The 23787-nt window shown below is 64.6% G+C and carries 21 protein-coding genes; 20 read left to right on the top strand and 1 reads right to left on the bottom strand.

Annotated elements, in window-relative coordinates:
• Window positions 1-17: 17 nt before the first annotated feature.
• From bamA to ispD, 15 genes are all read left to right on the top strand, one after another.
• Window positions 18-2408: an outer membrane protein assembly factor BamA gene (bamA, locus tag E8F12_RS20575; RefSeq protein ID WP_280327029.1), complete on the top strand. Its 2391-nt coding sequence runs from the start codon at window positions 18-20 to the stop codon at window positions 2406-2408.
• A 41-nt stretch (window positions 2409-2449) separates the two neighbouring features.
• Entirely contained in the window at window positions 2450-2953 is a 504-nt protein-coding gene (locus E8F12_RS20570) for an OmpH family outer membrane protein (RefSeq protein ID WP_280287071.1), read from the top strand.
• A complete protein-coding gene (gene lpxD, locus E8F12_RS20565) occupies window positions 2953-4014 on the top strand; it encodes a UDP-3-O-(3-hydroxymyristoyl)glucosamine N-acyltransferase (protein WP_280327028.1) in 1062 nt (353 codons plus the stop codon). Before E8F12_RS20570 ends, lpxD begins: the two co-directional genes overlap by 1 nt.
• Before the next feature lie 48 nt (window positions 4015-4062).
• Complete coding sequence (gene fabZ, locus E8F12_RS20560) at window positions 4063-4503, top strand: 3-hydroxyacyl-ACP dehydratase FabZ (protein WP_280287073.1); 441 nt, start codon at window positions 4063-4065, stop codon at window positions 4501-4503.
• On the top strand, window positions 4500-5276 hold the full coding sequence (gene lpxA, locus E8F12_RS20555) for an acyl-ACP--UDP-N-acetylglucosamine O-acyltransferase (RefSeq protein WP_280327027.1): 777 nt from the start codon (window positions 4500-4502) through the stop codon (window positions 5274-5276). The genes fabZ and lpxA overlap by 4 nt, the downstream gene beginning before the upstream one ends.
• Window positions 5277-5281: 5 nt before the next feature.
• On the top strand, window positions 5282-6415 hold the full coding sequence (lpxB, locus tag E8F12_RS20550) for a lipid-A-disaccharide synthase (RefSeq protein WP_280327026.1): 1134 nt from the start codon (window positions 5282-5284) through the stop codon (window positions 6413-6415).
• The gene (rnhB, locus tag E8F12_RS20545) at window positions 6415-7017 is read left to right on the top strand and encodes a ribonuclease HII (protein WP_280327025.1); all 603 of its coding nucleotides are present in this window, start codon (window positions 6415-6417) and stop codon (window positions 7015-7017) included. The genes lpxB and rnhB overlap by 1 nt, the downstream gene beginning before the upstream one ends.
• A 136-nt stretch (window positions 7018-7153) precedes the next feature.
• Window positions 7154-10678: a DNA polymerase III subunit alpha gene (gene dnaE / locus E8F12_RS20540; protein ID WP_280327024.1), complete on the top strand. Its 3525-nt coding sequence runs from the start codon at window positions 7154-7156 to the stop codon at window positions 10676-10678.
• Between the two features lie 127 nt (window positions 10679-10805).
• The gene (accA, locus tag E8F12_RS20535) at window positions 10806-11756 is read left to right on the top strand and encodes an acetyl-CoA carboxylase carboxyl transferase subunit alpha (RefSeq protein WP_280327023.1); all 951 of its coding nucleotides are present in this window, start codon (window positions 10806-10808) and stop codon (window positions 11754-11756) included.
• Window positions 11757-11830: 74 nt separating this feature from the next.
• Window positions 11831-13147 (top strand): tRNA lysidine(34) synthetase TilS, encoded by a 1317-nt coding sequence (gene tilS / locus E8F12_RS20530; protein WP_280327022.1) that lies wholly within the window; start codon window positions 11831-11833, stop codon window positions 13145-13147.
• Between the two features lie 171 nt (window positions 13148-13318).
• On the top strand, window positions 13319-14950 hold the full coding sequence (locus E8F12_RS20525) for a CTP synthase (RefSeq protein WP_280327020.1): 1632 nt from the start codon (window positions 13319-13321) through the stop codon (window positions 14948-14950).
• A 3-nt stretch (window positions 14951-14953) separates the two neighbouring features.
• A complete protein-coding gene (gene kdsA, locus E8F12_RS20520) occupies window positions 14954-15799 on the top strand; it encodes a 3-deoxy-8-phosphooctulonate synthase (protein ID WP_280287081.1) in 846 nt (281 codons plus the stop codon).
• 145 nt (window positions 15800-15944) lie between these two features.
• On the top strand, window positions 15945-17234 hold the full coding sequence (eno, locus tag E8F12_RS20515; RefSeq protein ID WP_280327018.1) for a phosphopyruvate hydratase: 1290 nt from the start codon (window positions 15945-15947) through the stop codon (window positions 17232-17234).
• A 183-nt stretch (window positions 17235-17417) separates the two neighbouring features.
• On the top strand, window positions 17418-17702 hold the full coding sequence (gene ftsB, locus E8F12_RS20510; protein WP_280327017.1) for a cell division protein FtsB: 285 nt from the start codon (window positions 17418-17420) through the stop codon (window positions 17700-17702).
• Window positions 17699-18409 carry a 2-C-methyl-D-erythritol 4-phosphate cytidylyltransferase gene (gene ispD, locus E8F12_RS20505; protein WP_280287084.1) on the top strand — a complete coding sequence of 237 codons (711 nt, stop codon included), beginning with the start codon at window positions 17699-17701 and terminating at the stop codon, window positions 18407-18409. The genes ftsB and ispD overlap by 4 nt, the downstream gene beginning before the upstream one ends.
• On the opposite strand, the gene E8F12_RS20500 is transcribed toward ispD, so the two are convergent.
• Window positions 18385-19299, bottom strand: a complete 915-nt coding sequence (locus E8F12_RS20500; RefSeq protein ID WP_280327016.1) for a LysR substrate-binding domain-containing protein — start codon at window positions 19297-19299, stop codon at window positions 18385-18387. The two genes, ispD and E8F12_RS20500, sit on opposite strands and share 25 nt — an antisense overlap.
• Window positions 19300-19401: 102 nt before the next feature.
• Between E8F12_RS20500 and E8F12_RS20495 the strand changes: the two genes are divergently transcribed.
• The 5 genes from E8F12_RS20495 to surE all read left to right on the top strand — a co-directional run bounded on the left by E8F12_RS20495 (window position 19402) and on the right by surE (window position 23787).
• The gene (locus E8F12_RS20495; RefSeq protein ID WP_280327015.1) at window positions 19402-20514 is read left to right on the top strand and encodes an S-(hydroxymethyl)glutathione dehydrogenase/class III alcohol dehydrogenase; all 1113 of its coding nucleotides are present in this window, start codon (window positions 19402-19404) and stop codon (window positions 20512-20514) included.
• Window positions 20515-20620: 106 nt separating this feature from the next.
• Window positions 20621-21466 carry an S-formylglutathione hydrolase gene (gene fghA / locus E8F12_RS20490; protein ID WP_280327014.1) on the top strand — a complete coding sequence of 282 codons (846 nt, stop codon included), beginning with the start codon at window positions 20621-20623 and terminating at the stop codon, window positions 21464-21466.
• Between the two features lie 55 nt (window positions 21467-21521).
• The gene (gene ispF / locus E8F12_RS20485; RefSeq protein WP_280327013.1) at window positions 21522-21995 is read left to right on the top strand and encodes a 2-C-methyl-D-erythritol 2,4-cyclodiphosphate synthase; all 474 of its coding nucleotides are present in this window, start codon (window positions 21522-21524) and stop codon (window positions 21993-21995) included.
• Complete coding sequence (gene truD, locus E8F12_RS20480; RefSeq protein ID WP_280327011.1) at window positions 21992-23050, top strand: tRNA pseudouridine(13) synthase TruD; 1059 nt, start codon at window positions 21992-21994, stop codon at window positions 23048-23050. The genes ispF and truD overlap by 4 nt, the downstream gene beginning before the upstream one ends.
• Window positions 23038-23787 carry a 5'/3'-nucleotidase SurE gene (gene surE / locus E8F12_RS20475; RefSeq protein WP_280327010.1) on the top strand — a complete coding sequence of 250 codons (750 nt, stop codon included), beginning with the start codon at window positions 23038-23040 and terminating at the stop codon, window positions 23785-23787. The genes truD and surE overlap by 13 nt, the downstream gene beginning before the upstream one ends.

Raw genomic sequence — 23787 nt, 5'->3', positions numbered from 1 at the left:
AATAAAAAAAGGACTTCATGAAACGCCTGCTGCTACCTGCGGTGCTTGCCGCACTCATGATCGCCGAGGTTCACGCCGAGTCCTTCACCATCTCCGACATCCGCGTCAACGGCTTGCAGCGGGTTTCCGCCGGCAGCGTCTTCGGGGCCCTGCCGCTCAATGTAGGCGAACCGGCGGACGACCGTCGCCTGGTCGAGGCGACCCGCGCGCTGTTCAAGACTGGTTTCTTCCAGGACATCCAGCTCGGCCGCGACGGCGACGTGCTGGTGATCACCGTAGTCGAACGCCCGTCGATCTCCAGCATCGAGATCGAAGGCAACAAGGCCATCAGCACCGAAGACCTGCTCAAGGGCCTGAAACAGTCCGGCCTGGCCGAAGGCGAGATCTTCCAGCGCGCCACCCTTGAAGGCGTGCGTAACGAGTTGCAGCGCCAGTACGTGGCCCAGGGCCGTTATTCCGCCGAGATCGAAGCCGAAGTGATCCCGCAGCCGCGCAACCGCGTGGCGCTGAAGATCAACATCAACGAAGGTTCGGTTGCAGCCATCCAGCACATCAACGTGGTGGGCAACACCGTCTTCCCCGACGAAGACCTGATCGAGCTGTTCGAACTCAAGACCACCAATTGGCTGTCCTTCTTCAAGAACGACGACAAGTACGCCCGCGAGAAGCTCTCCGGTGACCTGGAGCGCCTGCGCTCCTACTACCTGGACCGCGGCTACATCAACATGGATATCTCGTCCACCCAGGTATCCATCACTCCGGACAAGAAGCACGTCTATATCACCGTCAACGTGGATGAAGGCGAGAAGTACACCGTCCGTGAAGTGAAACTCTCCGGTGACCTCAAGGTGCCCGAGGAGGACGTGAAGTCCCTGCTGCTGGTACAGGAAGGACAGGTCTTCTCGCGCAAGGTGATGACCACCACCTCCGAGCTGATCACCCGTCGCCTGGGCAACGAGGGCTACACCTTCGCCAACGTCAACGGCGTGCCGGAAGCCCATGACGAGGACAACACCGTTTCCATCACCTTCGTGGTGGACCCGGGCAAACGCGCCTACGTCAACCGCATCAACTTCCGCGGTAACACCAAGACCGAAGACGAAGTGCTGCGCCGCGAAATGCGCCAGATGGAAGGTGGCTGGGCCTCGACCTACCTGATCGACCAGTCCAAGACCCGACTGGAGCGCCTCGGCTTCTTCAAGGAAGTCAACGTCGAAACCCCGCAGGTGCCCGGCACCGACGACCAGGTGGACGTCAACTACAGCGTCGAAGAGCAGCCGTCCGGCTCTATCACCGCCAGCGTCGGCTTCGCCCAGAGCGCCGGCCTGATCCTCGGCGGCTCCATCAGCCAGAACAACTTCCTGGGTACCGGTAACAAGGTCAGCATCGGCCTGACCCGTTCCGAGTACCAGACCCGCTACAACTTCGGCTTCGTCGACCCCTACTGGACCGTCGACGGCGTCAGCCTGGGCTACAACGCCTTCTATCGCAGCACCGACTACGACGACCTCGACGTCGACGTATCCAGCTACGCGGTGGACAGCCTGGGCGCCGGCGTCAGCATCGGCTACCCGATCAGCGAGACCTCGCGCCTGACCTACGGTCTGACCCTGCAACAGGACAAGATCAACACCGGCATCTACACCGTCGACGAGATCTTCGACTTCATCGAAAACGAAGGCGACAACTACACCAACCTCAAGGCGTCCGTCGGCTGGTCCGATTCGACCCTGAACAAGGGTGTGCTGGCGACTCGCGGACACTCGCAGAGCCTGGTGCTGGAAAGCACCTTGCCGGGTAGCGACCTGTCGTTCTTCAAGCTCGACTACCGCGGCCAGCTGTTCACCCCGCTGACGCAGAACACCGCGCTGCGCTTCCACACCGAGCTGGGCTATGGCGACAGCTACGGCTCCACCTCCGAGCTGCCGTTCTACGAGCACTACTTCGCGGGCGGTTTCAACTCCGTACGCGGCTTCGAGGACAGCAGCCTCGGCCCGCGCAGTACGCCTAGTGTCGCGCGCGCTGCCGACGGCTCCGCGTTGCCGGCCGGCACCTGCGATGAAACCGGCCGCTGCACCGACCCGGACCAGGATCCGCTACCCTTCGGCGGCAACGTGTTGATCCAGGGCGGCGTCGAGCTGTTGTTCCCGCTGCCCTTCGTCAAGGACCAGCGCCAGCTGCGTACCGTGCTGTTCTGGGATGTGGGTAACGTGTTCGATACCAGCTGCGCCTCGTCGTCCCCGGACTGCAGCAGCATCAACGCCGGCGAACTGGCCAGCTCCGTTGGTGTGGGCCTGACCTGGATCACCGCGCTCGGGCCGTTGAGCTTCAGTCTGGGCATGCCGGTTAAGAAGCCGGACAATGCCGATACCCAGGTGTTCCAGTTCTCCCTGGGCCAGACTTTCTAATTGTTCACCAAGACAACAGTGTTTGTTGCAGGAGTTGCATCGTGCGTAAGTTGACTCAATTCGTTCTGGTTGCCGCTGCCATGCTGGCGACTCCGGCCTTCGCGGAAATGAAAATCGCGGTACTGAACTACCAGATGGCCCTGCTGGAATCCGACGCCGCCAAGAAGTACGCGGTCGACGCCGAGAAGAAGTTCGGTCCGCAGCTGAACAAGCTGAAGACCCTGGAAAGCGACGCCAAGCGCATCCAGGACCGCCTGGTCAAGGAAGGCGAGCGTATGCAGCAGGCCGAGCGTGAGCGCCTGGAACTCGAATTCAAGCAGAAGGCCCGCGACTTCCAGTTCCAGTCCAAGGAACTGAACGAAGCCAAGGCCGTTGCCGACCGCGACATGCTCAAGCAGCTCAAGCCGAAGCTGGACAAGGCGGTCGAGGAAGTCCTGAAGAAGGGTAGCTATGACCTGGTGCTGGAGCGTGGTGCGGTGGTCGACGTCAAGCCGCAGTACGACATCACCCGCCAGGTCATCGAGCGCATGAACCAGCAGCGTTGATGATGACTGCCCCGGTCTTCACCCTCGGCCAATTGGCCGAACGCCTCGGTGCCACCCTGCGTGGCGCCGAGGGCAAGGCGATCAGCGGCCTGGCCACCCTGCAGGAGGCCGGTCCCGGCCAGCTCAGCTTCCTGGCCAATCCGCAGTACCGCAAGTTCCTCGCCGACACCCGGGCCGCCGCCGTGCTGCTGACCCCGGCCGATGCCGAGGGCTATACCGGCGATGCCTTGGTGGTGGCCAATCCCTACCTGGCCTACGCCGAACTCTCCCATCTGTTCGATCGCAAGCCCAAGGCCCAGCCGGGCATTCATCAGACCGCCGTGGTCGCGGCCGACGCCAAGGTCGACCCGAGCGCCAGTGTCGGTGCCTATGTGGTGATCGAATCGGGCGCGCAGATCGGTCCCGGCGTGACCCTGGGTGCCCACTGCGTCGTCGGTGCGCGCACCTCGATCGGTGAAGGCGGCTGGCTGGCGCCCCGCGTGACCCTCTATCACGACGTGACGATCGGCAAGCGGGTAGTGATCCAGTCCGGCGCGGTAATCGGTGGCGAAGGCTTCGGCTTCGCCAACGAGAAGGGCGTCTGGCAGAAGATCGCGCAGATCGGTGGCGTGACCCTTGGCGACGACGTCGAAGTGGGGGCCAATACCACCATCGACCGTGGCGCCCTGGCCGACACCCAGATCGGCAACGGCGTGAAGCTGGACAATCAGATCATGATCGCGCACAACGTGCAGGTCGGCGACAACACCGCCATGGCCGGCTGCGTGGGCATTTCCGGTAGCACCAAGATTGGCCGCAACTGCATGATCGCAGGCGGCGTGGGCATGGTTGGCCATATCGAGGTGTGCGACAACGTGTTCGTCACCGGCATGACCATGGTGACCCGCAACATTACCGAACCGGGCGCCTATTCCTCCGGCACCGCGATGCAGACCGCCGCGGACTGGAAGAAGAGCGCTGCCCGGATCCGCCAGTTGGACGACATGGCGCGTCGTCTTCAGCAACTGGAAAAGCGCCTGGCGGCAGTGACCCCGGGCGGGGATGCTTCATCAGATGCGTGATTCACGCAGCGCCTTGCATCCCAAATCCTCTCAATAGGCTCCAGGAACATGATGGACATCAACGAGATTCGCGAATATCTGCCGCACCGCTACCCTTTCCTCCTGGTGGATCGCGTGGTGGACCTGGATGTTGAAGGCAAGCGCATTCGCGCCTACAAGAATGTCAGCATCAACGAGCCATTCTTCAACGGCCACTTCCCGCAGCATCCGATCATGCCGGGCGTGCTGATCATCGAAGCCATGGCCCAGGCGGCCGGCATCCTCGGCTTCAAGATGCTCGACGTGAAACCCGCTGACGGCACCCTCTACTACTTCGTGGGTTCCGACAAGCTGCGCTTCCGCCAGCCGGTCCTGCCGGGCGACCAACTGATCCTCAGTGCGCAGTTCCTCAGCGTCAAACGCGGTATCTGGAAGTTCGACTGCCACGCCAGCGTCGATGGCAAGGAAGTCTGCTCGGCCGAGATCATCTGTGCGGAACGCAAACTATGAGTTTGATTGACCCTCGCGCCATTATCGATCCGTCGGCAAAGCTGGTGGATGGTGTTCAGGTCGGCCCCTGGTCGATCATCGGACCCGATGTGGAAATTGGCGAGGGGACCGTGGTCGGACCCCATGTGGTCATCAAGGGGCCGACCCGTATCGGCAAGCACAACCGCATCTACCAGTTCTCTTCGGTTGGCGAGGACACGCCCGACCTGAAGTACAAGGGTGAACCCACCCGCCTGGTGATCGGCGACCACAATGTGATCCGCGAAGGCGTGACCATTCACCGTGGCACTGTGCAGGACCGCTCCGAGACCACCATTGGCGACCACAACCTGCTAATGGCCTATGTGCACATCGGTCATGACAGCGTGATCGCCAATCATTGCATCCTGGTGAACAACACCGCGCTGGCCGGCCATGTCCATGTAGACGATTGGGCCATTCTGTCCGGCTACACCCTGGTGCACCAGTTCTGCCGAATCGGCGCCCACAGCTTCTCCGGCATGGGCACCGCCATCGGCAAGGACGTGCCGGCTTATGTCACCGTCTTCGGCAACCCGGCCGAGGCCCGCAGCATGAACTTCGAGGGCATGCGCCGTCGCGGCTTCAGCGCCGAGGCGATCTCCGCCCTGCGACGCGCCTACAAAGTGGTCTACCGCCAGGGGCTGACCGTCGAGCAGGCCCTCGCCGATCTCGCCGAGTCCGCGGAACAGTTCCCTGAAGTGGCGGTTTTCCGCGACTCCATCCAGTCCTCGACCCGCGGCATTACTCGCTGATCCCCATGAATCGTCCTTTGCGCATCGCGCTGGTCGCCGGCGAGGCGTCCGGCGATATCCTCGGCTCCACCCTGATGCAGGCGCTCAAGGTGCGCCATCCCGACGCCGAATTCATCGGTGTCGGCGGCCCGCGCATGCAGGCCGAAGGGCTGAACCCCTACTTCCCCATGGAACGCCTGGCGGTCATGGGTCTGGTCGAAGTGCTAGGCCGCCTCCCCGAGCTGCTGGCCCGCCGCAAACGCCTGATCCAGACCCTGATAGCCGCGCGCCCGGATGTCTTCATCGGCATCGATGCGCCGGACTTCAACCTGGGCGTCGAACTCAAGCTCCGCCGTGCCGGGATCAAGACCGTGCACTACGTCAGCCCTTCGGTCTGGGCCTGGCGGCAGAAGCGCGTGCTGAAGATCCGCGAAGGCTGCGACCTGATGCTCACGCTCTTCCCCTTCGAAGCCCGCTTCTACGAGGAGCAGGGCGTGCCGGTGCGCTTCGTCGGCCATCCACTGGCCGATGCCATCCCGCTCGAGGCGGATCGGGCAGGCGCCCGCGCGGCGCTGGATCTCCCGCTCGATTCGCCTGTGGTGGCGCTGCTGCCGGGCAGCCGCGGCGGCGAAGTGGGCAAGTTGGGCGCGCTGTTCCTCGACGCTGCCGAACGCCTGCGCTCGGTTCGCCCCGGTATCCGCTTCGTCCTGCCCTGCGCCAGCCCGGAGCGACGGGTCCAGCTGGAGGCCATGCTGGCCGGCCGCGACCTGCCGCTGAAACTGCTCGACGGCCGCTCCCACGATGCCCTGGCAGCCTGCGATACGGTGCTGATCGCCTCCGGCACCGCCACTCTGGAGGCCTTGCTCTACAAGCGGCCGATGGTGGTGGCCTATAAGGTGGCGCCGCTTACCTATCGGATTCTCAAGCGTCTGGTGAAAAGTCCGTACGTGTCCCTGCCCAACCTGCTGGCCCAGCGCCTGCTGGTACCCGAGCTGCTGCAGGACGCCGCCACGCCCGATGCCCTGGCCCACGCCGTGGTGCCCTTGCTGGACGATGGCGAGATCCAGACCCACGGCTTCGACGTCATTCACCGCGCCTTGCGCCAGGACGCATCCGGCCAGGCGGCCGACGCCATCCTGCAATTGATCGGAGCACCTTGATGCAACTCGGCCTGGATTTCAGCCTGGTGGAAGAACTGGTGGCCGGCGTGGACGAAGTCGGTCGTGGCCCGCTTTGCGGTCCGGTGGTCACCGCCGCGGTGATCCTCGATCCCTCGCGGCCGATTCTCGGGCTGAACGACTCGAAGAAGCTCTCCGAAGCGCGCCGCGATGCGTTGTACGAGGAAATCCGCGAGAAGGCCTTGGCCTGGTGCATCGCCCGCGCCGACGTGCATGAGATCGACAGCCTCAATATCCTCCACGCCACCATGCTGGCCATGCAGCGCGCGGTGGAAGGGCTCAGCGTACAGCCCAGGCTGGCGCTGATCGACGGCAACCGCTGCCCCAAGCTCAACGTGCCCTGTGCTCCCGTGGTCAAGGGCGACAGCCAGGTGCCGGCCATCGCTGCAGCGTCCATCCTGGCCAAGGTCAGCCGCGACCGGGAGATGGCCGAACTCGATGCCGCCTATCCCGGCTACGGCATCGCCGGGCACAAGGGTTATCCCACCCCGGTGCACCTGGAAGCCCTGCGGCGTTTGGGGCCCACTCCCATCCATCGGCGCTCGTTCGGGCCGGTTCGGGCGCTCCTCGATAATTTTCGCTGAGGCGGCCGCCGGGTGATGAGCGGCTGCCGGCGCAGTCCGTTCTCCTGCGCGTTGGCGCTGCCTTCAGCCTGTAGCTTTGCACGAGGGCCCGGTACAATCCGGGCCTTGTCGTTTTCGCGTTTTGCATAGGACTTCCATGACCGCTTCTTTCGTCCATCTGCGTCTGCACACCGAATATTCCCTGGTAGACGGCCTGGTGCGGGTCAAGCCGCTGGTCAAGGCTGTCGCCGGGACGGGTATGCCGGCAGTGGCGGTCACTGACCAGAGCAACATGTGCTCGCTGGTGAAGTTCTACAAGACCGCCATGGGCGCAGGCATCAAGCCCATCTGCGGCGCTGATGTCTGGTTGTCCAGTCGCGATGAGGATGGCCCGCTGAGCCGCATGACCCTGCTGGCGATGAACGCCAAGGGCTACCGCAACCTCACCGAGCTGGTCTCCCGTGGCTGGTCCGAAGGTCAGAGCAACGACCTGGTGATCATCCAGCGTGACTGGGTGAAGCACGCCGCTGAAGGCCTGATCGCCCTGTCCGGCGCCAAAGAGGGCGAGATCGGCATGGCCCTGCTGAACGGCGACCAGGCCTCCGCCGAAGCGCTGCTGGCCGAGTGGCTGGCCGTGTTCCCCGACCGCTTCTACCTGGAGCTGCAGCGCACCGCCCGGGCCAACGACGAAGAGCACGTGCATGCCGCGGTCGCCCTGGCCGACCGTTGTGGCGCGCCGCTGGTGGCCACCAACGACGTGCGCTTCATCAAGCAGGGCGATTTTGAAGCCCACGAGACCCGCGTCTGCATCGGTGAGGGGCGTGTCCTCGATGACCCACGCCGGCCGCGCACCTATTCCGACCAGCAGTACCTCAAGTCCCCCGAGGAAATGGCGGAGCTGTTCAGCGACATTCCCGAGGCGCTGGAGAACACGGTCGAGATCGCCAAGCGTTGCAACATCGACGTGCAGCTGGGCAAGTACTTCCTCCCGGACTTCCCGACACCCAATGGCATGGGCATCGACGACTACCTGCGCCACGTTTCCCACGAGGGTCTCGAAGAGCGCCTGGCGGTGCTCTGGCCAAAAGAGACCACGCCGGACTACGAGGAAAAGCGCCAGATCTATCTGGACCGCTTGAAGTTCGAGCTGGATATCATCATCCAGATGGGTTTCCCCGGTTACTTCCTCATCGTGATGGACTTCATCAAGTGGGCGAAGAACAACGGCGTGCCCGTGGGCCCCGGCCGTGGATCGGGTGCCGGCTCGCTGGTCGCCTACGTGCTGAAGATCACCGACCTCGATCCGCTGGCCTATGACCTGCTGTTCGAGCGCTTCCTCAACCCCGAGCGGATCTCCATGCCCGACTTCGACGTCGACTTCTGCATGGACGGCCGCGACCGCGTCATCGACTACGTGGCCGACAAGTACGGGCGTAATGCGGTGAGCCAGATCATCACCTTCGGCTCCATGGCCGCCAAGGCGGTGGTGCGCGACGTGGCGCGGGTGCAGGGCAAGTCGTACGGCCTGGCCGATCGCCTGTCGAAGATGATCCCCTTCGAAGTGGGTATGACCCTGGAGAAGGCCTTCGAGCAGGAGGAAATGCTCCGCGACTTCCTCAAGGTCGACGAAGAGGCGGCGGAAATCTGGGACATGGCCCTCAAGCTCGAGGGCATCACCCGCGGTACCGGCAAACACGCCGGCGGCGTGGTGATCGCGCCGACCAAACTCACTGACTTCTCGCCCATCGCGTGCGACGAGGAGGGGGGCGGCCTGGTAACCCAGTTCGACAAGGACGACGTGGAAGCTGCCGGCCTGGTGAAGTTCGACTTCCTCGGCCTGCGTACGCTGACCATCATCAAGTGGGCGATGGAGACCATCAATCGCGAGCAGGCCAAGAAGGGCCTGCCCGACCTGAACATCGACTTCATCCCGCTGGACGACAAGAAGACCTACGACCTGCTGCAGAAGGCCGAGACCACTGCGGTGTTCCAGCTGGAATCCCGCGGCATGAAGGAGCTGATCAAGAAGCTCAAGCCCGACTGCCTGGAAGACCTCATCGCACTGGTGGCGCTGTTCCGTCCCGGCCCGCTGCAATCGGGCATGGTGGACGACTTCATCAACCGCAAACACGGCCGTGCGGAGCTGTCCTACCCGCACCCCGACTACCAGTACGCGGGCCTCGAGCCCGTGCTCAAGCCCACCTACGGCATCATCCTGTACCAGGAACAGGTGATGCAGATCGCCCAGGTCATGGCCGGTTACACCCTCGGTGGTGCCGACATGCTGCGTCGCGCCATGGGCAAGAAGAAGCCCGAGGAAATGGCCAAGCAGCGTGGTGGCTTCATCGAGGGCTGCGCCAACAACAATATCGACGCGAACCTCGCGGGCAACATCTTCGACCTGGTGGAAAAGTTCGCCGGCTACGGCTTCAACAAATCCCACTCGGCCGCCTATGGCCTGGTCTCCTACCAGACCGCCTGGCTCAAGACCCACTACCCGTCGCCCTTCATGGCCGCGGTGCTCTCGGCGGATATGCACAACACCGAGAAGGTCGTGACCCTGATCGAAGAGTGCCGCAGCATGAAGCTGCGCATCCTGGCCCCGGATGTGAACAACTCCGAGTTCATGTTCACCGTCGACGACGATGGCCGCATCGTCTACGGCCTGGGCGCCATCAAGGGCGTCGGCGAAGGCCCGGTCGAAGCCATCGTCGAATGCCGTGCCGAAGGCGGTCCCTTCAAGGACCTGTTCGACTTCTGCAACCGCGTCGACCTCAAGCGCATCAACAAACGCACCCTGGAAGCCCTGATCCGCGGTGGCGCCCTGGACCGCCTCGGCCCCTTCTTCAGCGACGAGGTCAAGGCCTACCAGGCCGGCGTCGATCGCAACCGAGCGGTGCTGCTGGCGGCCATGGAGGAAGCCATCCAGGCGGCCGAGCAGACCGCGCGCAGCCATGACAGCGGCCACATGGACCTCTTCGGCGGCCTGTTCGCCGAGCCCGAGGCGGACCTGTACGCGAACCATCGCAACGCCAAGGAAATGTCTCTCAAGGAACGCCTGAAGGGCGAGAAGGACACCCTGGGTCTCTACCTCACCGGTCACCCCATTGACGAGTACGAAGGCGAGGTCCGCCGCTTCGCCCGTCAGCGCATCGTCGAGCTGAAGCCTGCGCGGGACACCCAGATCATCGCCGGCCTGATCGTCAATCTGCGGGTGATGAAGAACAAGAAGGGCGACAAGATGGGCTTCATCACCCTGGACGACCGCTCCGGGCGCATCGAGGCCTCGCTTTTCGCCGATGCTTTCAACGCCGCACATGGCCTGCTGCAGACCGACACCCTGGTGGTGGTGGAAGGGGAGGTCAGCCACGACGACTTTTCCGGCGGCCTGCGCCTGCGCGCCAAGCGCGTGCTGAGCCTGGAGGAAGCGCGCACCGGCCTGGCGGAAAGTCTGCGCATGAAGGTCGATCACACGGCCCTGCACGGCGACCGGCTACGCTGGCTGGCCGAACTCTGCGGCCGCCACCGCGGCTCCTGCCCCCTGACCCTGGACTACAGCGGCAACGATGCGAAGGCCGTGCTGCAGTTCGGCGATCAGTGGCGAATCGCCCCGGCCGACGCATTGATTCAGGCATTGCGTGACCAGTTCGGGCGCGACAACGTCTTTCTGCACTACCGCTGATGCGAGCGTGATTTGGTAATTCGCATCGGCCCGACTCGTTTTGATCTCGACCCGAACGCGCCCGATCCCTTAAGGTAGGGCGCCAAATGGAACCAGCCGCCTGGCCCCAAGCGCACGACGGAAGCCTATGAACCCGAACTTTCTGGATTTCGAACAGCCCATCGCCGATCTGCAAGCCAAGATCGAGGAGCTGCGTCTGGTCGGTAACGACAACGCCCTGAACATCACCGACGAGATTTCTCGCCTGCAGGAGAAGAGCAGCACGCTCACCGAGAGCATCTTCGGCAACCTCTCCAGCTGGCAGATTGCTCAACTGGCGCGCCATCCGCGCCGGCCCTACACCCTCGACTACATCGAGCACATCTTCACCGAGTTCGACGAGCTGCATGGCGATCGCCACTTCTCCGACGACGCGGCCATCGTCGGTGGCGTCGCCCGCCTGAACGATGCACCGGTGATGGTCATCGGCCACCAGAAGGGTCGTGAGGTGCGCGAGAAGGTACGCCGCAACTTCGGCATGCCGCGCCCCGAGGGCTATCGCAAGGCCTGCCGCCTCATGGAAATGGCCGAGCGCTTCAAGATGCCGATCCTCACCTTCATCGACACCCCCGGCGCCTACCCGGGCATCGATGCCGAGGAGCGTGGCCAGAGCGAGGCAATCGCCTGGAACCTGCGCGTCATGGCACGGCTGAAGACCCCGATCATCGCCACCGTGATCGGCGAAGGCGGTTCCGGCGGCGCGTTGGCCATCGGCGTCTGCGATCGCCTGAACATGCTGCAGTACTCCACCTACGCGGTGATCTCGCCGGAAGGCTGCGCGTCCATCCTGTGGAAAACCGCCGAGAAGGCTCCGGACGCGGCCGAGGCCATGGGCATCACCGCCGAGCGCCTGAAGGGGCTGGGTATCGTCGACAAGGTGATCGCCGAGCCGTTGGGTGGCGCTCATCGCGACCCGGCGACTGCTGCCGAGTCCATCCGCAAGGAGCTCTCCGAGCAGCTGAAGTCGCTGCAGAAGCTCGGCACCGAGGACCTGCTGGCGCGCCGTTATGAGCGCCTGATGAGCTACGGCGTAGCCTGATCCTCCGCTCCAGGCTGCAGGTTTCGGGCCCCGGCTTTATGCTTGGGGTCCGAGCCAGCCGCCGAGCCCCCTTCATGTCCCTCGAAGCACGCCTGCTATCTGCCCTGGCCCCCTGGCGCCAAGCGCCAGCCTGGCATGTCGCTTTCTCCGGCGGGCTCGACTCCACCGTCCTGCTCCACCTGCTGGCTCACCTCGCTCGTCGCGAAGCCTTGCCGCCCCTCTCTGCCATCCACGTTCACCACGGCCTGCAGGCCGCGGCCGATGCCTGGCCGGCCCACTGCCAGAAGGTCTGTGGCGAGTTGGGAATTCCGCTGCGGGTGCTGCGGGTGAAGGTCGACTCCGGGCCCAGCCTGGAGCGGGCCGCTCGGGATGCGCGCTATGCCGCCTTCATCAGCCAGATGGCTGCCGGGGACGTGCTGTTCAGCGCTCAGCATCGAGACGACCAGGCCGAGACCCTGCTGTTCCGCTTGCTTCGCGGAGCTGGCGTGCGCGGGCTGACAGGCATGCCGGCAAGCCGGGCCTTGGGGCCGGGCACCCTGGTGCGGCCGCTGCTGCAGCTGTCCCGCGCCGAACTGGAAGCCTATGGCCGTGCCGAAGGGCTCTGCTGGGTGGAAGACCCGAGCAATGCTGACACTGCGCTGGCGCGCAATTTCCTGCGCCGCGACATACTGCCGGCCCTGCAGTCACGCTGGCCGCGGGCGGCAGAGAGCATGGCGCGCAGTGCCGCGCACCTGGCAGAGGCGGACGCCTTGCTGGGCGAGCTGGCCCAGAGCGATCTCCGGGACGCCAGGCGCTGCGACGAATATCCCTGGCTGCCGCTTCCCTCGCTGGATATGCACGCGCTCGGCGCCCTGAGCCCTGCCCGGCAGCGAAATGCCCTGCGCCACTGGCTGGCGCCGCTGACGCCGTTGCCGGACAGCGACCACTGGATCGGATGGGAGGACCTGCGCGATGCGGCGGTCGACGCGAAACCGGTCTGGCGCCTGGCCAATGGCGAGCTGCATCGCGCCGACGGACGGTTGTGGTGGCTGGCCGGTGACTGGCTCGCCGCACCCGCATCGAGCCCTGCGTGGACCGATCCGGGACAGCCGCTCGAACTGCCCGGCAATGGTCGGCTCGAACTGCTGGGTGCTCCCCCGGGTGGCCGGCTCGAAGTCCGCTACCGGCAGGGCGGGGAAGTGCTGGAAGTGCCGGGGCGGGGCCACCGTGACCTCAAGCGCTTGTTCAACGAGGCGCGCCTGCCGGCTTTCGTGCGCGGCCGATTGCCGCTTCTCGTGATCGACGGCAGGCTGTCGGCCCTGGCCAACCTGCCGGGGCTCGACGGCTCGCGGCAGGACGGCTGGCGGCTGCGCTGGACACCGCCGACGAATGACCAAGGTTTGAGCTGGTAGGGTCTTTCCGGTAGACTACGCTCCCGTCTTACATAGCTTCCGCTGATTCCTTCGGAATCGGCGGTTGTTGCTTTTGAAGCAGCGCCCTCGGCGCTCCATGGTTGAAGGCCTTTGCCCTTCATCGCTTTCCCCGGCGGCTTTCCGCCTAAACGCAGACTTCTAGGGTTTTTCATGACGCGCTACATCTTCGTCACGGGCGGTGTTGTTTCTTCATTGGGGAAAGGCATCGCCTCGGCATCCTTGGCCGCCATTCTGGAAGCGCGGGGACTGAAGGTCACCATGCTCAAGCTCGATCCGTACATCAACGTCGATCCGGGCACCATGAGTCCTTTCCAGCACGGTGAAGTCTTCGTGACCGAGGACGGCGCCGAAACCGACCTCGACCTGGGCCACTACGAGCGCTTCGTGCGCACCACCATGACCCAGAACAACAACTTCACCACCGGCCGCGTCTACGCCGATGTGCTGCGCAAGGAGCGCCGTGGTGACTATCTCGGCGCCACCATCCAGGTGATCCCGCACATCACCGACGAGATCAAGCACCGCATCATCAAGGGCGCCGCCGGCGCGGACGTGGCTCTGGTGGAAATCGGCGGCACCGTCGGTGACATCGAGTCCCAGCCCTTCCTCGAAGCCATCCGCCAGCTGCGCGTGGAAGTGGGCGCCAAGCGCGCCATGCTGATGCACCTGACCCTGGTGCCCTACATCGCCACCGCCGGCGAAACCAAGACCAAGCCGACCCAGCACTCGGTGAAGGAGCTGCGCTCCATCGGCCTGCAACCAGACGTGCTGATCTGCCGTTCCGACCATGAAGTCGACCTGTCCTCGCGCCGCAAGATCGCCCTCTTCACCAACGTGGAAGAGCGTGCGGTCATCGCCCTGCAGGATGTCGACACCATCTACAAGATCCCGTCCGTCCTGCATGCTCAGGGCCTGGACGACTTCGTCGTCGAGCGCTTCGGCCTGCAATGCGGCGGCGCCGATCTTTCCGAGTGGGACCGCGTGGTCGATGCCAAGCTGAACCCGACCGGTGAAGTCACCATCGCCATGGTCGGCAAGTACATGGAACTGCTGGATGCCTACAAGTCGCTGATCGAAGCGATGAGCCATGCCGGAATCCAGAACCGTACCAAGGTGAACCTGCGCTACATCGACTCCGAAGACATCGAAACCCAGGGCACCGGCCTGCTGGAAGGCGTCGACGCCATCCTGGTACCGGGCGGCTTCGGCTTGCGCGGCGTGGAAGGCAAGATCACCACCGTGCGCTACGCCCGCGAGAACAAGATCCCTTACCTTGGCATCTGCCTCGGCATGCAGGTGGCGGTGATCGAGTACGCCCGTAACGTGCTGGGCTGGAGCGACGCCAACTCCACCGAATTCGACAAGTCCAGCGGCCACCCCGTCGTGGGCCTGATCACCGAGTGGCAGGATTCCACCGGCGCCACCGAGCTCCGCACCGAAGCCTCCGACCTCGGCGGCACCATGCGCCTCGGCGCCCAGGCCTGCCAGCTGGAGAACGGTTCCCTGGTCCGCGGCTGCTACGGCAAGGACGAGATCGTCGAGCGTCACCGCCACCGCTACGAAGTGAACAACAACCTGCTGCCGCAACTGCAGGAAGCCGGCCTGAAGATCACCGGCCGCTCCGGCGACGGTGCCCTGGTGGAGGTGGTAGAGGCCCCGGACCATCCCTGGTTCGTCGCCTGCCAGTTCCATCCGGAGTTCACCTCCACCCCGCGTGACGGCCACCCGCTGTTCAGCGGCTTCGTCACTGCCGCCCTGGCGCAGAAAGCGAAGAAGGCCTGACCCATGGCGCAGAAGATCATCCGCGTCGGCAATATCGAGATCGCCAACGACAAGCCCTTCGTGCTGTTCGGCGGCATGAACGTGCTGGAATCCCGCGACCTGGCCCTGAAGGTCTGCGAAGAGTACGTACGGGTGACCGAGAAGCTCGGCATCCCCTACGTGTTCAAGGCCAGCTTCGACAAGGCCAACCGCTCCTCGATCAACTCCTTCCGCGGCCCGGGCCTGGAAGAGGGCATGAAGATCTTCGAGGAAGTGAAGAAGACCTTCGGCGTCCCGGTGATCACCGACGTCCACGAGCCGCACCAGGCGGCTCCCGTGGCCGAGGTCTGCGACATCATCCAGTTGCCGGCCTTCCTCTCGCGTCAGACCGACCTGGTCGTGGCGATGGCCAAGACCGGTGCGGTGATCAACATCAAGAAGGCCCAGTTCCTGGCACCCCAGGAGATGAAGCACATCCTCGCCAAGTGCGAGGAGGCCGGCAACGACCAACTGATCCTCTGCGAGCGCGGTTCGAGCTTCGGCTACAACAACCTGGTGGTGGACATGCTCGGCTTCGGCATCATGAAGCAGTTCCAGTACCCGGTGTTCTTCGACGTCACCCACGCCCTGCAGATGCCGGGCGGACGTGCCGACTCCGCCGGCGGCCGCCGCGCCCAGGTCACCGACCTGGCCAAGGCCGGCATGAGCCAGGGCCTGGCGGGCCTGTTCCTCGAGGCCCATCCGGACCCGGACAACGCCAAGTGCGATGGTCCCTGCGCCCTGCGCCTGAACAAACTCGAGCCCTTCCTGTCCCAGCTCAAGCAGCTGGATGACCTGGTCAAGAGTTTTCCGCCAATCGAGACTGCCTGAATCGGCCGTTCTCCGGTAAAGTGCCGCGTGGGCACAATCTGACTGATCGGTCAGGACATTCGCCGGGTCAGCCGACCCAGAGGCCCGGCGAGCCGCCTCACCTTCCGCTGCAGCGTTTTCGTCAACTTTTGGAGTGCTAACAACAATGGCAAAGATCGTCGACATCAAGGGCCGCGAGGTTCTGGACTCCCGTGGCAACCCCACCGTCGAAGCCGATGTGATCCTCGAGAACGGCATCATCGGCAGCGCTTGCGCGCCGTCCGGTGCATCCACCGGTTCCCGCGAGGCACTGGAGCTGCGTGATGGCGACAAGAGCCGTTACATGGGCAAGGGTGTGCTGAAAGCCGTGGCCAACATCAATGGCCCGATCCGCGACCTGCTGCTGGGCAAAGATGCTGCCGACCAGAAAGCCCTCGACCGCGCGATGATCGAACTGGACGGTACCGAGAACAAGGCCAAGCTGGGCGCCAACGCCATCCTCGCCGTGTCCCTGGCTGCCGCCAAGGCCGCTGCTCAGGCCAAGGGCATCCCGCTCTACGCCCACATCGCCGAACTGAACGGCACTCCGGGCCAGTACTCCATGCCGGTGCCGATGATGAATATCATCAACGGCGGCGAGCACGCCGATAACAACGTCGACATCCAGGAATTCATGGTGCAGCCGGTTGGCGCCAAGAACTTCGCCGATGCTCTGCGCATGGGCGCCGAGATCTTCCACCACCTGAAAGCCGTGCTGAAGGCCCGTGGCCTGAACACCGCCGTGGGCGACGAAGGTGGCTTCGCACCGAACCTGGCCTCCAACGAAGACGCCCTGGCCGCCATCGCCGAAGCCGTCGCCAATGCCGGCTACAAGCTGGGCACCGACGTGACCCTGGCCCTGGACTGCGCCTCCAGCGAATTCTTCAAGGACGGCAAGTACGACCTGTCCGGTGAAGGCAAGACCTTCGACGCCGCCGGTTTCGCCGACTACCTGGCCGGCCTGACCCAGCGCTACCCGATCATCTCCATCGAAGACGGCATGGACGAGTCCGACTGGGCCGGCTGGAAAGGCCTGACCGAGAAGATCGGCGCCAAGGTCCAACTGGTGGGCGACGACCTGTTCGTCACCAACACCAAGATCCTCAAGGAAGGCATCGAGAAGAGCATCGGCAACTCGATCCTGATCAAGTTCAACCAGATCGGCTCCCTGACCGAGACCCTGGAAGCCATCCAGATGGCCAAGGCCGCCGGCTACACCGCGGTGATCTCGCACCGTTCCGGTGAAACCGAGGACAACACCATCGCCGACCTGGCCGTAGGCACCGCCGCCGGCCAGATCAAGACCGGCTCCCTGTGCCGTTCCGACCGCGTGTCCAAGTACAACCAGCTGTTGCGTATCGAAGAGCAACTGGGCGAGAAGGCACCGTACCGCGGCCGCGCCGAGTTCCGCGGCTGATCGGAGGCGGTGGTCCATGTTGAAATCAGGCGCTGAATGCATCTTTACTTCATGTAAACTTCGCACCTTCACCTGATTTCTCCCGGCCGGTCGTCACCCGCCGCACGGCAGCGACGCAATCCGGTCAGGAATGGTAAAAGGGCAGCGCAAGCTGCCCTTTTCGCATGGATACTCCCAGGCAAAATGACTCGCCCAAACACTTACTGGTTGTTCGTCGTCCTGATCCTGCTGCTGGCTGGCCTGCAGTATCGTCTCTGGGTGGGTGACGGCAGCCTGGCGCAGGTCACCGAACTGCAGCAACAGATCGCCGAGCAGAAGGGCGAGAACGAGCGCCTGCTGGAGCGCAACCGCATCCTCGAGGCGGAAGTGCTGGAGCTGAAAAAAGGCATGGAAACCGTCGAAGAGCGTGCCCGCCACGAGCTGGGCATGGTCAAGGACGGCGAAACCCTCTACCAGATTGCCGAATGAACCACGCCGATACTCCCTTCTTCTGGGCGGTGATACCCGCCGCCGGCGTCGGTGCCCGCATGCGCGCCGACCGCCCCAAGCAGTACCTCGAACTGGCCGGTCGCAGCATCCTCGAACACAGCCTCGACTGCTTCCTCGACCACCCGCAACTGAAGCGGCTGGTGATCAGCCTGTCGGTGGATGATCCCTACTGGCCGGCACTGCCCTGCGCCGGCGACGAGCGCATCATCCGCGCTGATGGCGGCAAGGAGCGCGCCGACTCGGTGTTGAGTTCGCTGCTGCGCCTTGCCGAGCATGGCGCGCGGCCCAACGACTGGGTGCTTGTCCACGACGCGGCGCGGCCGAACCTGTCGCGCTTCGATCTCGACCTGCTGCTAGCCGAACTGGCGGATGATCCGGTTGGCGGCCTGCTCGCCGTGCCGGCTCGGGATACCTTGAAGCGCGTCGGCGCCGACGGCCGGGTGGCGGAAACCGTCGACCGGAGCCTGATCTGGCAGGCCTACACGCCGCAGATGTTCCGTTTCGGCGCCCTGCACCGGGCGCTGGCCGACGCCCTGGTGGCGGGCGTCGCCATCACCGACGAAGCCTCCGCCATGGAGTGGGCCGGTTATGCGCCCAAGCTGGTGGAAGGCCGCGCCGACAACCTCAAGATCACCCGCCCCGAAGACCTCGACTGGCTGCGTCAGCGCTGGTCGGCGCGCGGCTGAGTCGCGGCGTACTCCGGCCGCCCGGCCAGGCCTTCCTTCAGCAGGTCCACCAGCTGCCGTACCTTCGGTGAGAGATGTCGCTGCTGTGGATAAAGCGCCCAGACCGCGGTGTTCGGCGGCCTGTGCTGTTCCAGCAGGGAAACCAGGGCGCCGCTGCGCAGGTGTTCGAGCACGTAGTAGTCGGGCAGCTGGCACAGGCCGAAGCCACGGAGCGCCGCATCCAGCACCGCCTGGCCGCTGTTGCAGCGCCAGTTGCCCTGGACCCGGATGGCATGCTCGCGCCCCTGCTCCAGAAAGTCCCAATGGTCCGAGCTGCCGATCAGGCAGTTGTGTCGCGCCAGCTCCGACAGGCTATGGGGCCGGCCATAGCGTTCCAGGTAGCTGGGCGCCGCGCACAGGTACATGACCCGTGGCGCCAGGCGGGTGGCCACCAGCCGCGAGTCCTGCAGGCGGCCCAGGCGGATCGCCAGGTCCAACCCTTCGTGCACCAGGTCCAGGGCGCGGTTGCTGAGTTCGACATCCACCCGAAGCTGTGGATGACGAGCCATGAACTCATTGACCAGCGGCACGATGAAGCGCTCGCCGTAGGCCACGGCGCAGGTCATGCGCAGCAATCCCTTGGGCTCGCTGGTCAGGTCGCTCACCGCGCGCAAGGCTTCTTCGCGGGCGTCGAGCAGGCGCTGGCAATGCTGCAGGAAGGTCTGACCGGCTTCGGTCAGGGCCACCTTGCGCGTGCTGCGATAGAACAGCCGCGTTTGCAGGCGCTCTTCGAGCCGGGCGACCTGTCGGCTGACATGGGACGACGATACGCCCAGGCGCTCGGCGGCGGCAGTGAACTGGCCCGATTCGGCCACGGCAACGAATTCGTCCAGGCCTTCCCAGCGACTCATGGATTATCCCTCAACAGCAATAAATATTTGCGCTTAAGCGGATTATTTACCAAAAGCAGGTCAACTACACTCTCGGCCACTTAAATCCGCTGGAGAGTCACCATGATCAAGTCCCGTGCAGCGGTCGCCTTTGCGGCCAACCAACCCTTGGAAATCGTCGAAGTGGACGTGGCGCCGCCCAAGGCCGGCGAGGTGCTGGTGCGGATCGTGGCGACCGGCGTCTGCCACACCGACGCCTACACCCTGTCCGGCGCGGACTCCGAAGGCGTGTTTCCCTGCATCCTCGGCCACGAGGGCGGCGGCATCGTCGAAGCGGTGGGCGAGGGCGTTACCTCGGTGGCGGTGGGCGACCACGTGATTCCGCTCTATACCCCCGAATGCGGCGAGTGCAAGTTCTGCAAGTCCGGCAAGACCAACCTCTGCCAGAAGATCCGCGCCACCCAGGGCAAGGGCCTGATGCCCGACGGCACCACCCGTTTCTCCTACAAGGGCCAGCCGATCTACCACTACATGGGCACCTCGACTTTCTCCGAATACACCGTGCTGCCGGAAATCTCCCTGGCCAAGGTGCCCAAGGACGCGCCGCTGGAGAAGGTCTGCCTGCTCGGTTGCGGCGTGACCACCGGCATCGGCGCCGTGCTCAACACCGCCAAGGTGGAGGAGGGCGCCACCGTCGCCATCTTCGGCCTCGGCGGCATCGGCCTGGCAGCGATCATCGGCGCAAAGATGGCCAAGGCCAGCCGCATCATCGCCATCGACATCAACCCGGCCAAGTTCGAGATCGCCAAGCAGTTGGGTGCTACCGATTTCGTCAATCCCAAGGACCACGGCAAGCCTATCCAGGAGGTCATAGTCGAATTGACCGATGGCGGCGTGGACTACTCCTTCGAGTGCGTCGGCAATGTCCAGCTGATGCGTGCGGCGCTGGAATGCGCGCACAAGGGCTGGGGCGAGTCGGTGATCATCGGCGTCGCCGGTGCCGGCCAGGAGATCAGCACCCGTCCGTTCCAACTGGTGACCGGCCGCGTCTGGCGTGGTTCGGCCTTCGGTGGCGTCAAGGGCCGCAGCGAGCTGCCGAGCTATGTGGACAAGGCGCAGAAAGGCGAAATACCGCTGGATACCTTCATCACCCACACCATGGGTCTGGATGACATCAACAAGGCCTTCGACCTGATGCATGAAGGCAAGAGCATCCGTTCGGTCATTCACTACTGAGGCGAGGCCGGATGGATGCCGCGGCGCCATCCGGAATTCTCCTAGGGTGCGCCGTGCGCACCGCAAACCCATCGGTGCGCCTGGCGCACCCTACGGAGATTGCTCCATGACCCTTGAAATCGTCTCCAGCAACAAGAGCTTCGGCGGCTGGCACAAGCGTTATCGGCACCGTTCCACCAGTCTCAACTGCGACATGGTGTTCGCCGTCTACCTGCCGCCCCAGGCCGAGCAGGGGGAGAAACTGCCGGTGCTCTACTGGCTGTCGGGGCTGACCTGCACCGACGAGAACTTCATGCAGAAGGCCGGCGCGCATCGCCTTGCGGCGGAGCTGGGGCTGATCATAGTCGCGCCGGACACCAGTCCGCGTGGCCCCGAGGTGCCGGGCGACCCAGATGGTGCCTGGGACTTCGGCCTGGGTGCCGGCTTCTACCTGAACGCCACTCAGGAACCCTATGCCCGGCACTACCGCATGCACGACTATGTGGTGCACGAGCTGCCCGCGCTGATCGAGGCCAACTTCCCGGTGTCGCAAAAACGCGGTATCAGCGGCCACTCCATGGGCGGCCACGGCGCGCTGGTCTGTGCGCTGCGCAATCCGGGTCGCTACCAGTCGCTGTCGGCCTTCGCGCCCATCAGCAATCCCATGGCCTGCCCCTGGGGTGAGAAAGCCTTCAGCCGTTACCTGGGCGAGGACCGCTCGCGCTGGCGCGAGTGGGATGCCAGCGTGTTGCTGGCCGATGCCGAAGAGCGGCTGCCGATCCTGGTGGACCAGGGGGACCGCGATGACTTCCTCGCCAACCAGCTCAAGCCCGAGACCCTGCAGTCGGCGGCCAAGGCGGCGGGCCACCCGCTGACCCTGCGCCTGCAGCCGGGGTACGACCACAGCTACTACTTCATCGGCAGTTTCATTGATGACCATCTGCGACATCACGCTGAGACCCTGAAGGGCTAAGCCGCCGCAAAGCGGGTAGAATCACGCCCTGACTTTTCAGGGCGTTCTTCTGATCATGCGAATTGGCCACGGCTACGACGTACACCGCTTCGGCGAGGGCGATTTCATCACCCTCGGCGGCGTGCGCATCCCTCACAAGTTCGGGCTCGTCGCCCATTCCGACGGCGACGTGCTGCTGCACGCGCTCGCCGACGCGTTGCTCGGCGCAGCCGCGCTAGGTGATATCGGCAGGCATTTCCCGGATACCGACCCGAAGTTCAAGGGTGCGGACAGCCGCGTGTTGCTCCGTCACGTGCTGGCCCAGGTGAAGGCCAAGGGCTGGAAGGTCGGCAACGTCGACGGGACCATAGTCGCCCAGGCGCCGAAGATGGCTCCGCACATCGAGGCGATGCGCGCCCATATCGCCGCGGACCTCGAGGTCGAGCTGGACCAGGTCAATGTCAAGGCCACCACGACTGAGAAGCTCGGCTTCACTGGTCGCGAGGAGGGCATCGCCGTGCATGCGGTCGCCCTGTTACTGCCCGCATGAACGAACTCGAACTGCTCGGTCCACGCGCCCATGGCGAGCCCCTTGGCAAGGCGCAATTGAAAGCCACGGCCGAAGATTTCCAGGTCGATGAAGTGCTGGATATTCCGCTCGCCGGCGAGGGCGAGCACCTTTGGCTCTGGGTGGAGAAGCGCGAGCTGAACACCGAGGAAGCGGCGCGGCGCATCGCCCGGGCCGCAGGTGTGCCGCTGCGGGTAGTCAGCTATGCCGGGCTCAAGGATCGTCAGGCGCTGACCCGCCAATGGTTCAGCCTGCACCTGCCGGGCAAGGCCGATCCGGATCTCGCTGCCGCGGAGAACGCCAACTTGCGCATCCTCCGGCGCGAGCGCCACAAGCGCAAACTGCAGCGCGGCGCCCATTCGGCCAATGGATTCACCTTGCGCCTTACCCGCCTGCAGGCCGACCACGCAGCCCTGGAGCAGCGCCTCCAGCGCCTGGCGGAGGCTGGCGTGCCCAATTATTTCGGCCTGCAGCGTTTCGGTCACGGCGGCGGCAATGTGCAGGATGCCCGCGCCTTCGCCGAGCGCAAGGAGTTGCCGGTGCAGCGCAATGTGCGTTCGCGTTTGCTGTCGGCGGGCCGCAGCTTCCTGTTCAACCGGGTGCTGGCCGAACGGGTCGCCTCCGGCACCTGGAACCAGGCCCAGGTCGGTGACCTGCTGGCCTTCACCGACAGTCGCAGCTTCTTCGCCGCCGGAACGGCAGAATGCAGCGATCCGCGCCTGGCACAACTCGACCTGCATCCCACCGGACCGCTCTGGGGGGCGGGCGAATCACCCGCCGCAGGCCACAGCCAAACGCTGGAGCGGGGCGTTGCCGATGCCGATCCGGCTCTGCGCGACTGGCTCGCCGAAGCGGGACTGGCGCACGAACGGCGCATCCTGCGCCTCCCCATCGGCGGCCTGACGTGGCATTATCCCGAGCCTGACGTTCTGCAACTGGAATTCGTCCTGCCGGCTGGATGCTTCGCCACCGCAGTGGTGCGTGAGCTCGTCGATCTGCTGCCGGCAGGGCAGACGGAAAACCCATGCGCATTCTGATTTCCAACGACGACGGGGTGACTGCCCCCGGGCTCGCCGCTCTGCATGGTGCGCTCAAGGATTACGCCGACTGTGTGGTCATCGCACCGGACCAGGATAAAAGTGGCGCCAGCAGTTCCCTGACCCTGGACCGCCCGCTTCACCCCTGCACGCTGGAGAACGGCTTCATCAGCCTCAACGGCACGCCGACCGATTGCGTCCACCTGGGCCTCAATGGCTTGCTGGAGCAGCTTCCGGACCTGGTGGTCTCGGGCATCAACCTGGGCGCCAACCTGGGTGATGACGTGCTCTATTCCGGTACGGTGGCCGCGGCCCTGGAAGGACGATTCCTCGCCCTGCCAGCGTTCGCCTTCTCGTTGCTGTCGCGGCAGGCGGACAACCTGCCGACCGCCGCCCATATCGCTCGGCGACTCGTGGCCGCTCACGACAGGCTCGACCTGCCGCCGCGCACCGTGCTCAACGTGAACATCCCCAACCTGCCGCTGGATCAGATCCGCGGTATCCAGCTCACCCGGCTCGGCCATCGTGCCCGGGCCGCGGCGCCGGTGAAGGTAGTCAATCCACGGGGCAAGGAGGGATACTGGATATCCGCAGCCGGCGACGCCGAGGACGGCGGGCCGGGGACGGACTTCCATGCGGTGATGCAGGGTTATGTGTCCATCACGCCCCTGCAGCTCGATCGCACCTTCAACGAGGCATTCAACTGCCTCGGAAGCTGGCTGGAGGACCTGCTCTGA

The organism is Pseudomonas sp. BN102 (assembly GCF_029871245.1).
Taxonomy (GTDB): domain Bacteria; phylum Pseudomonadota; class Gammaproteobacteria; order Pseudomonadales; family Pseudomonadaceae; genus Metapseudomonas.
This window is presented reverse-complemented; position numbering and strand designations above follow the sequence as displayed.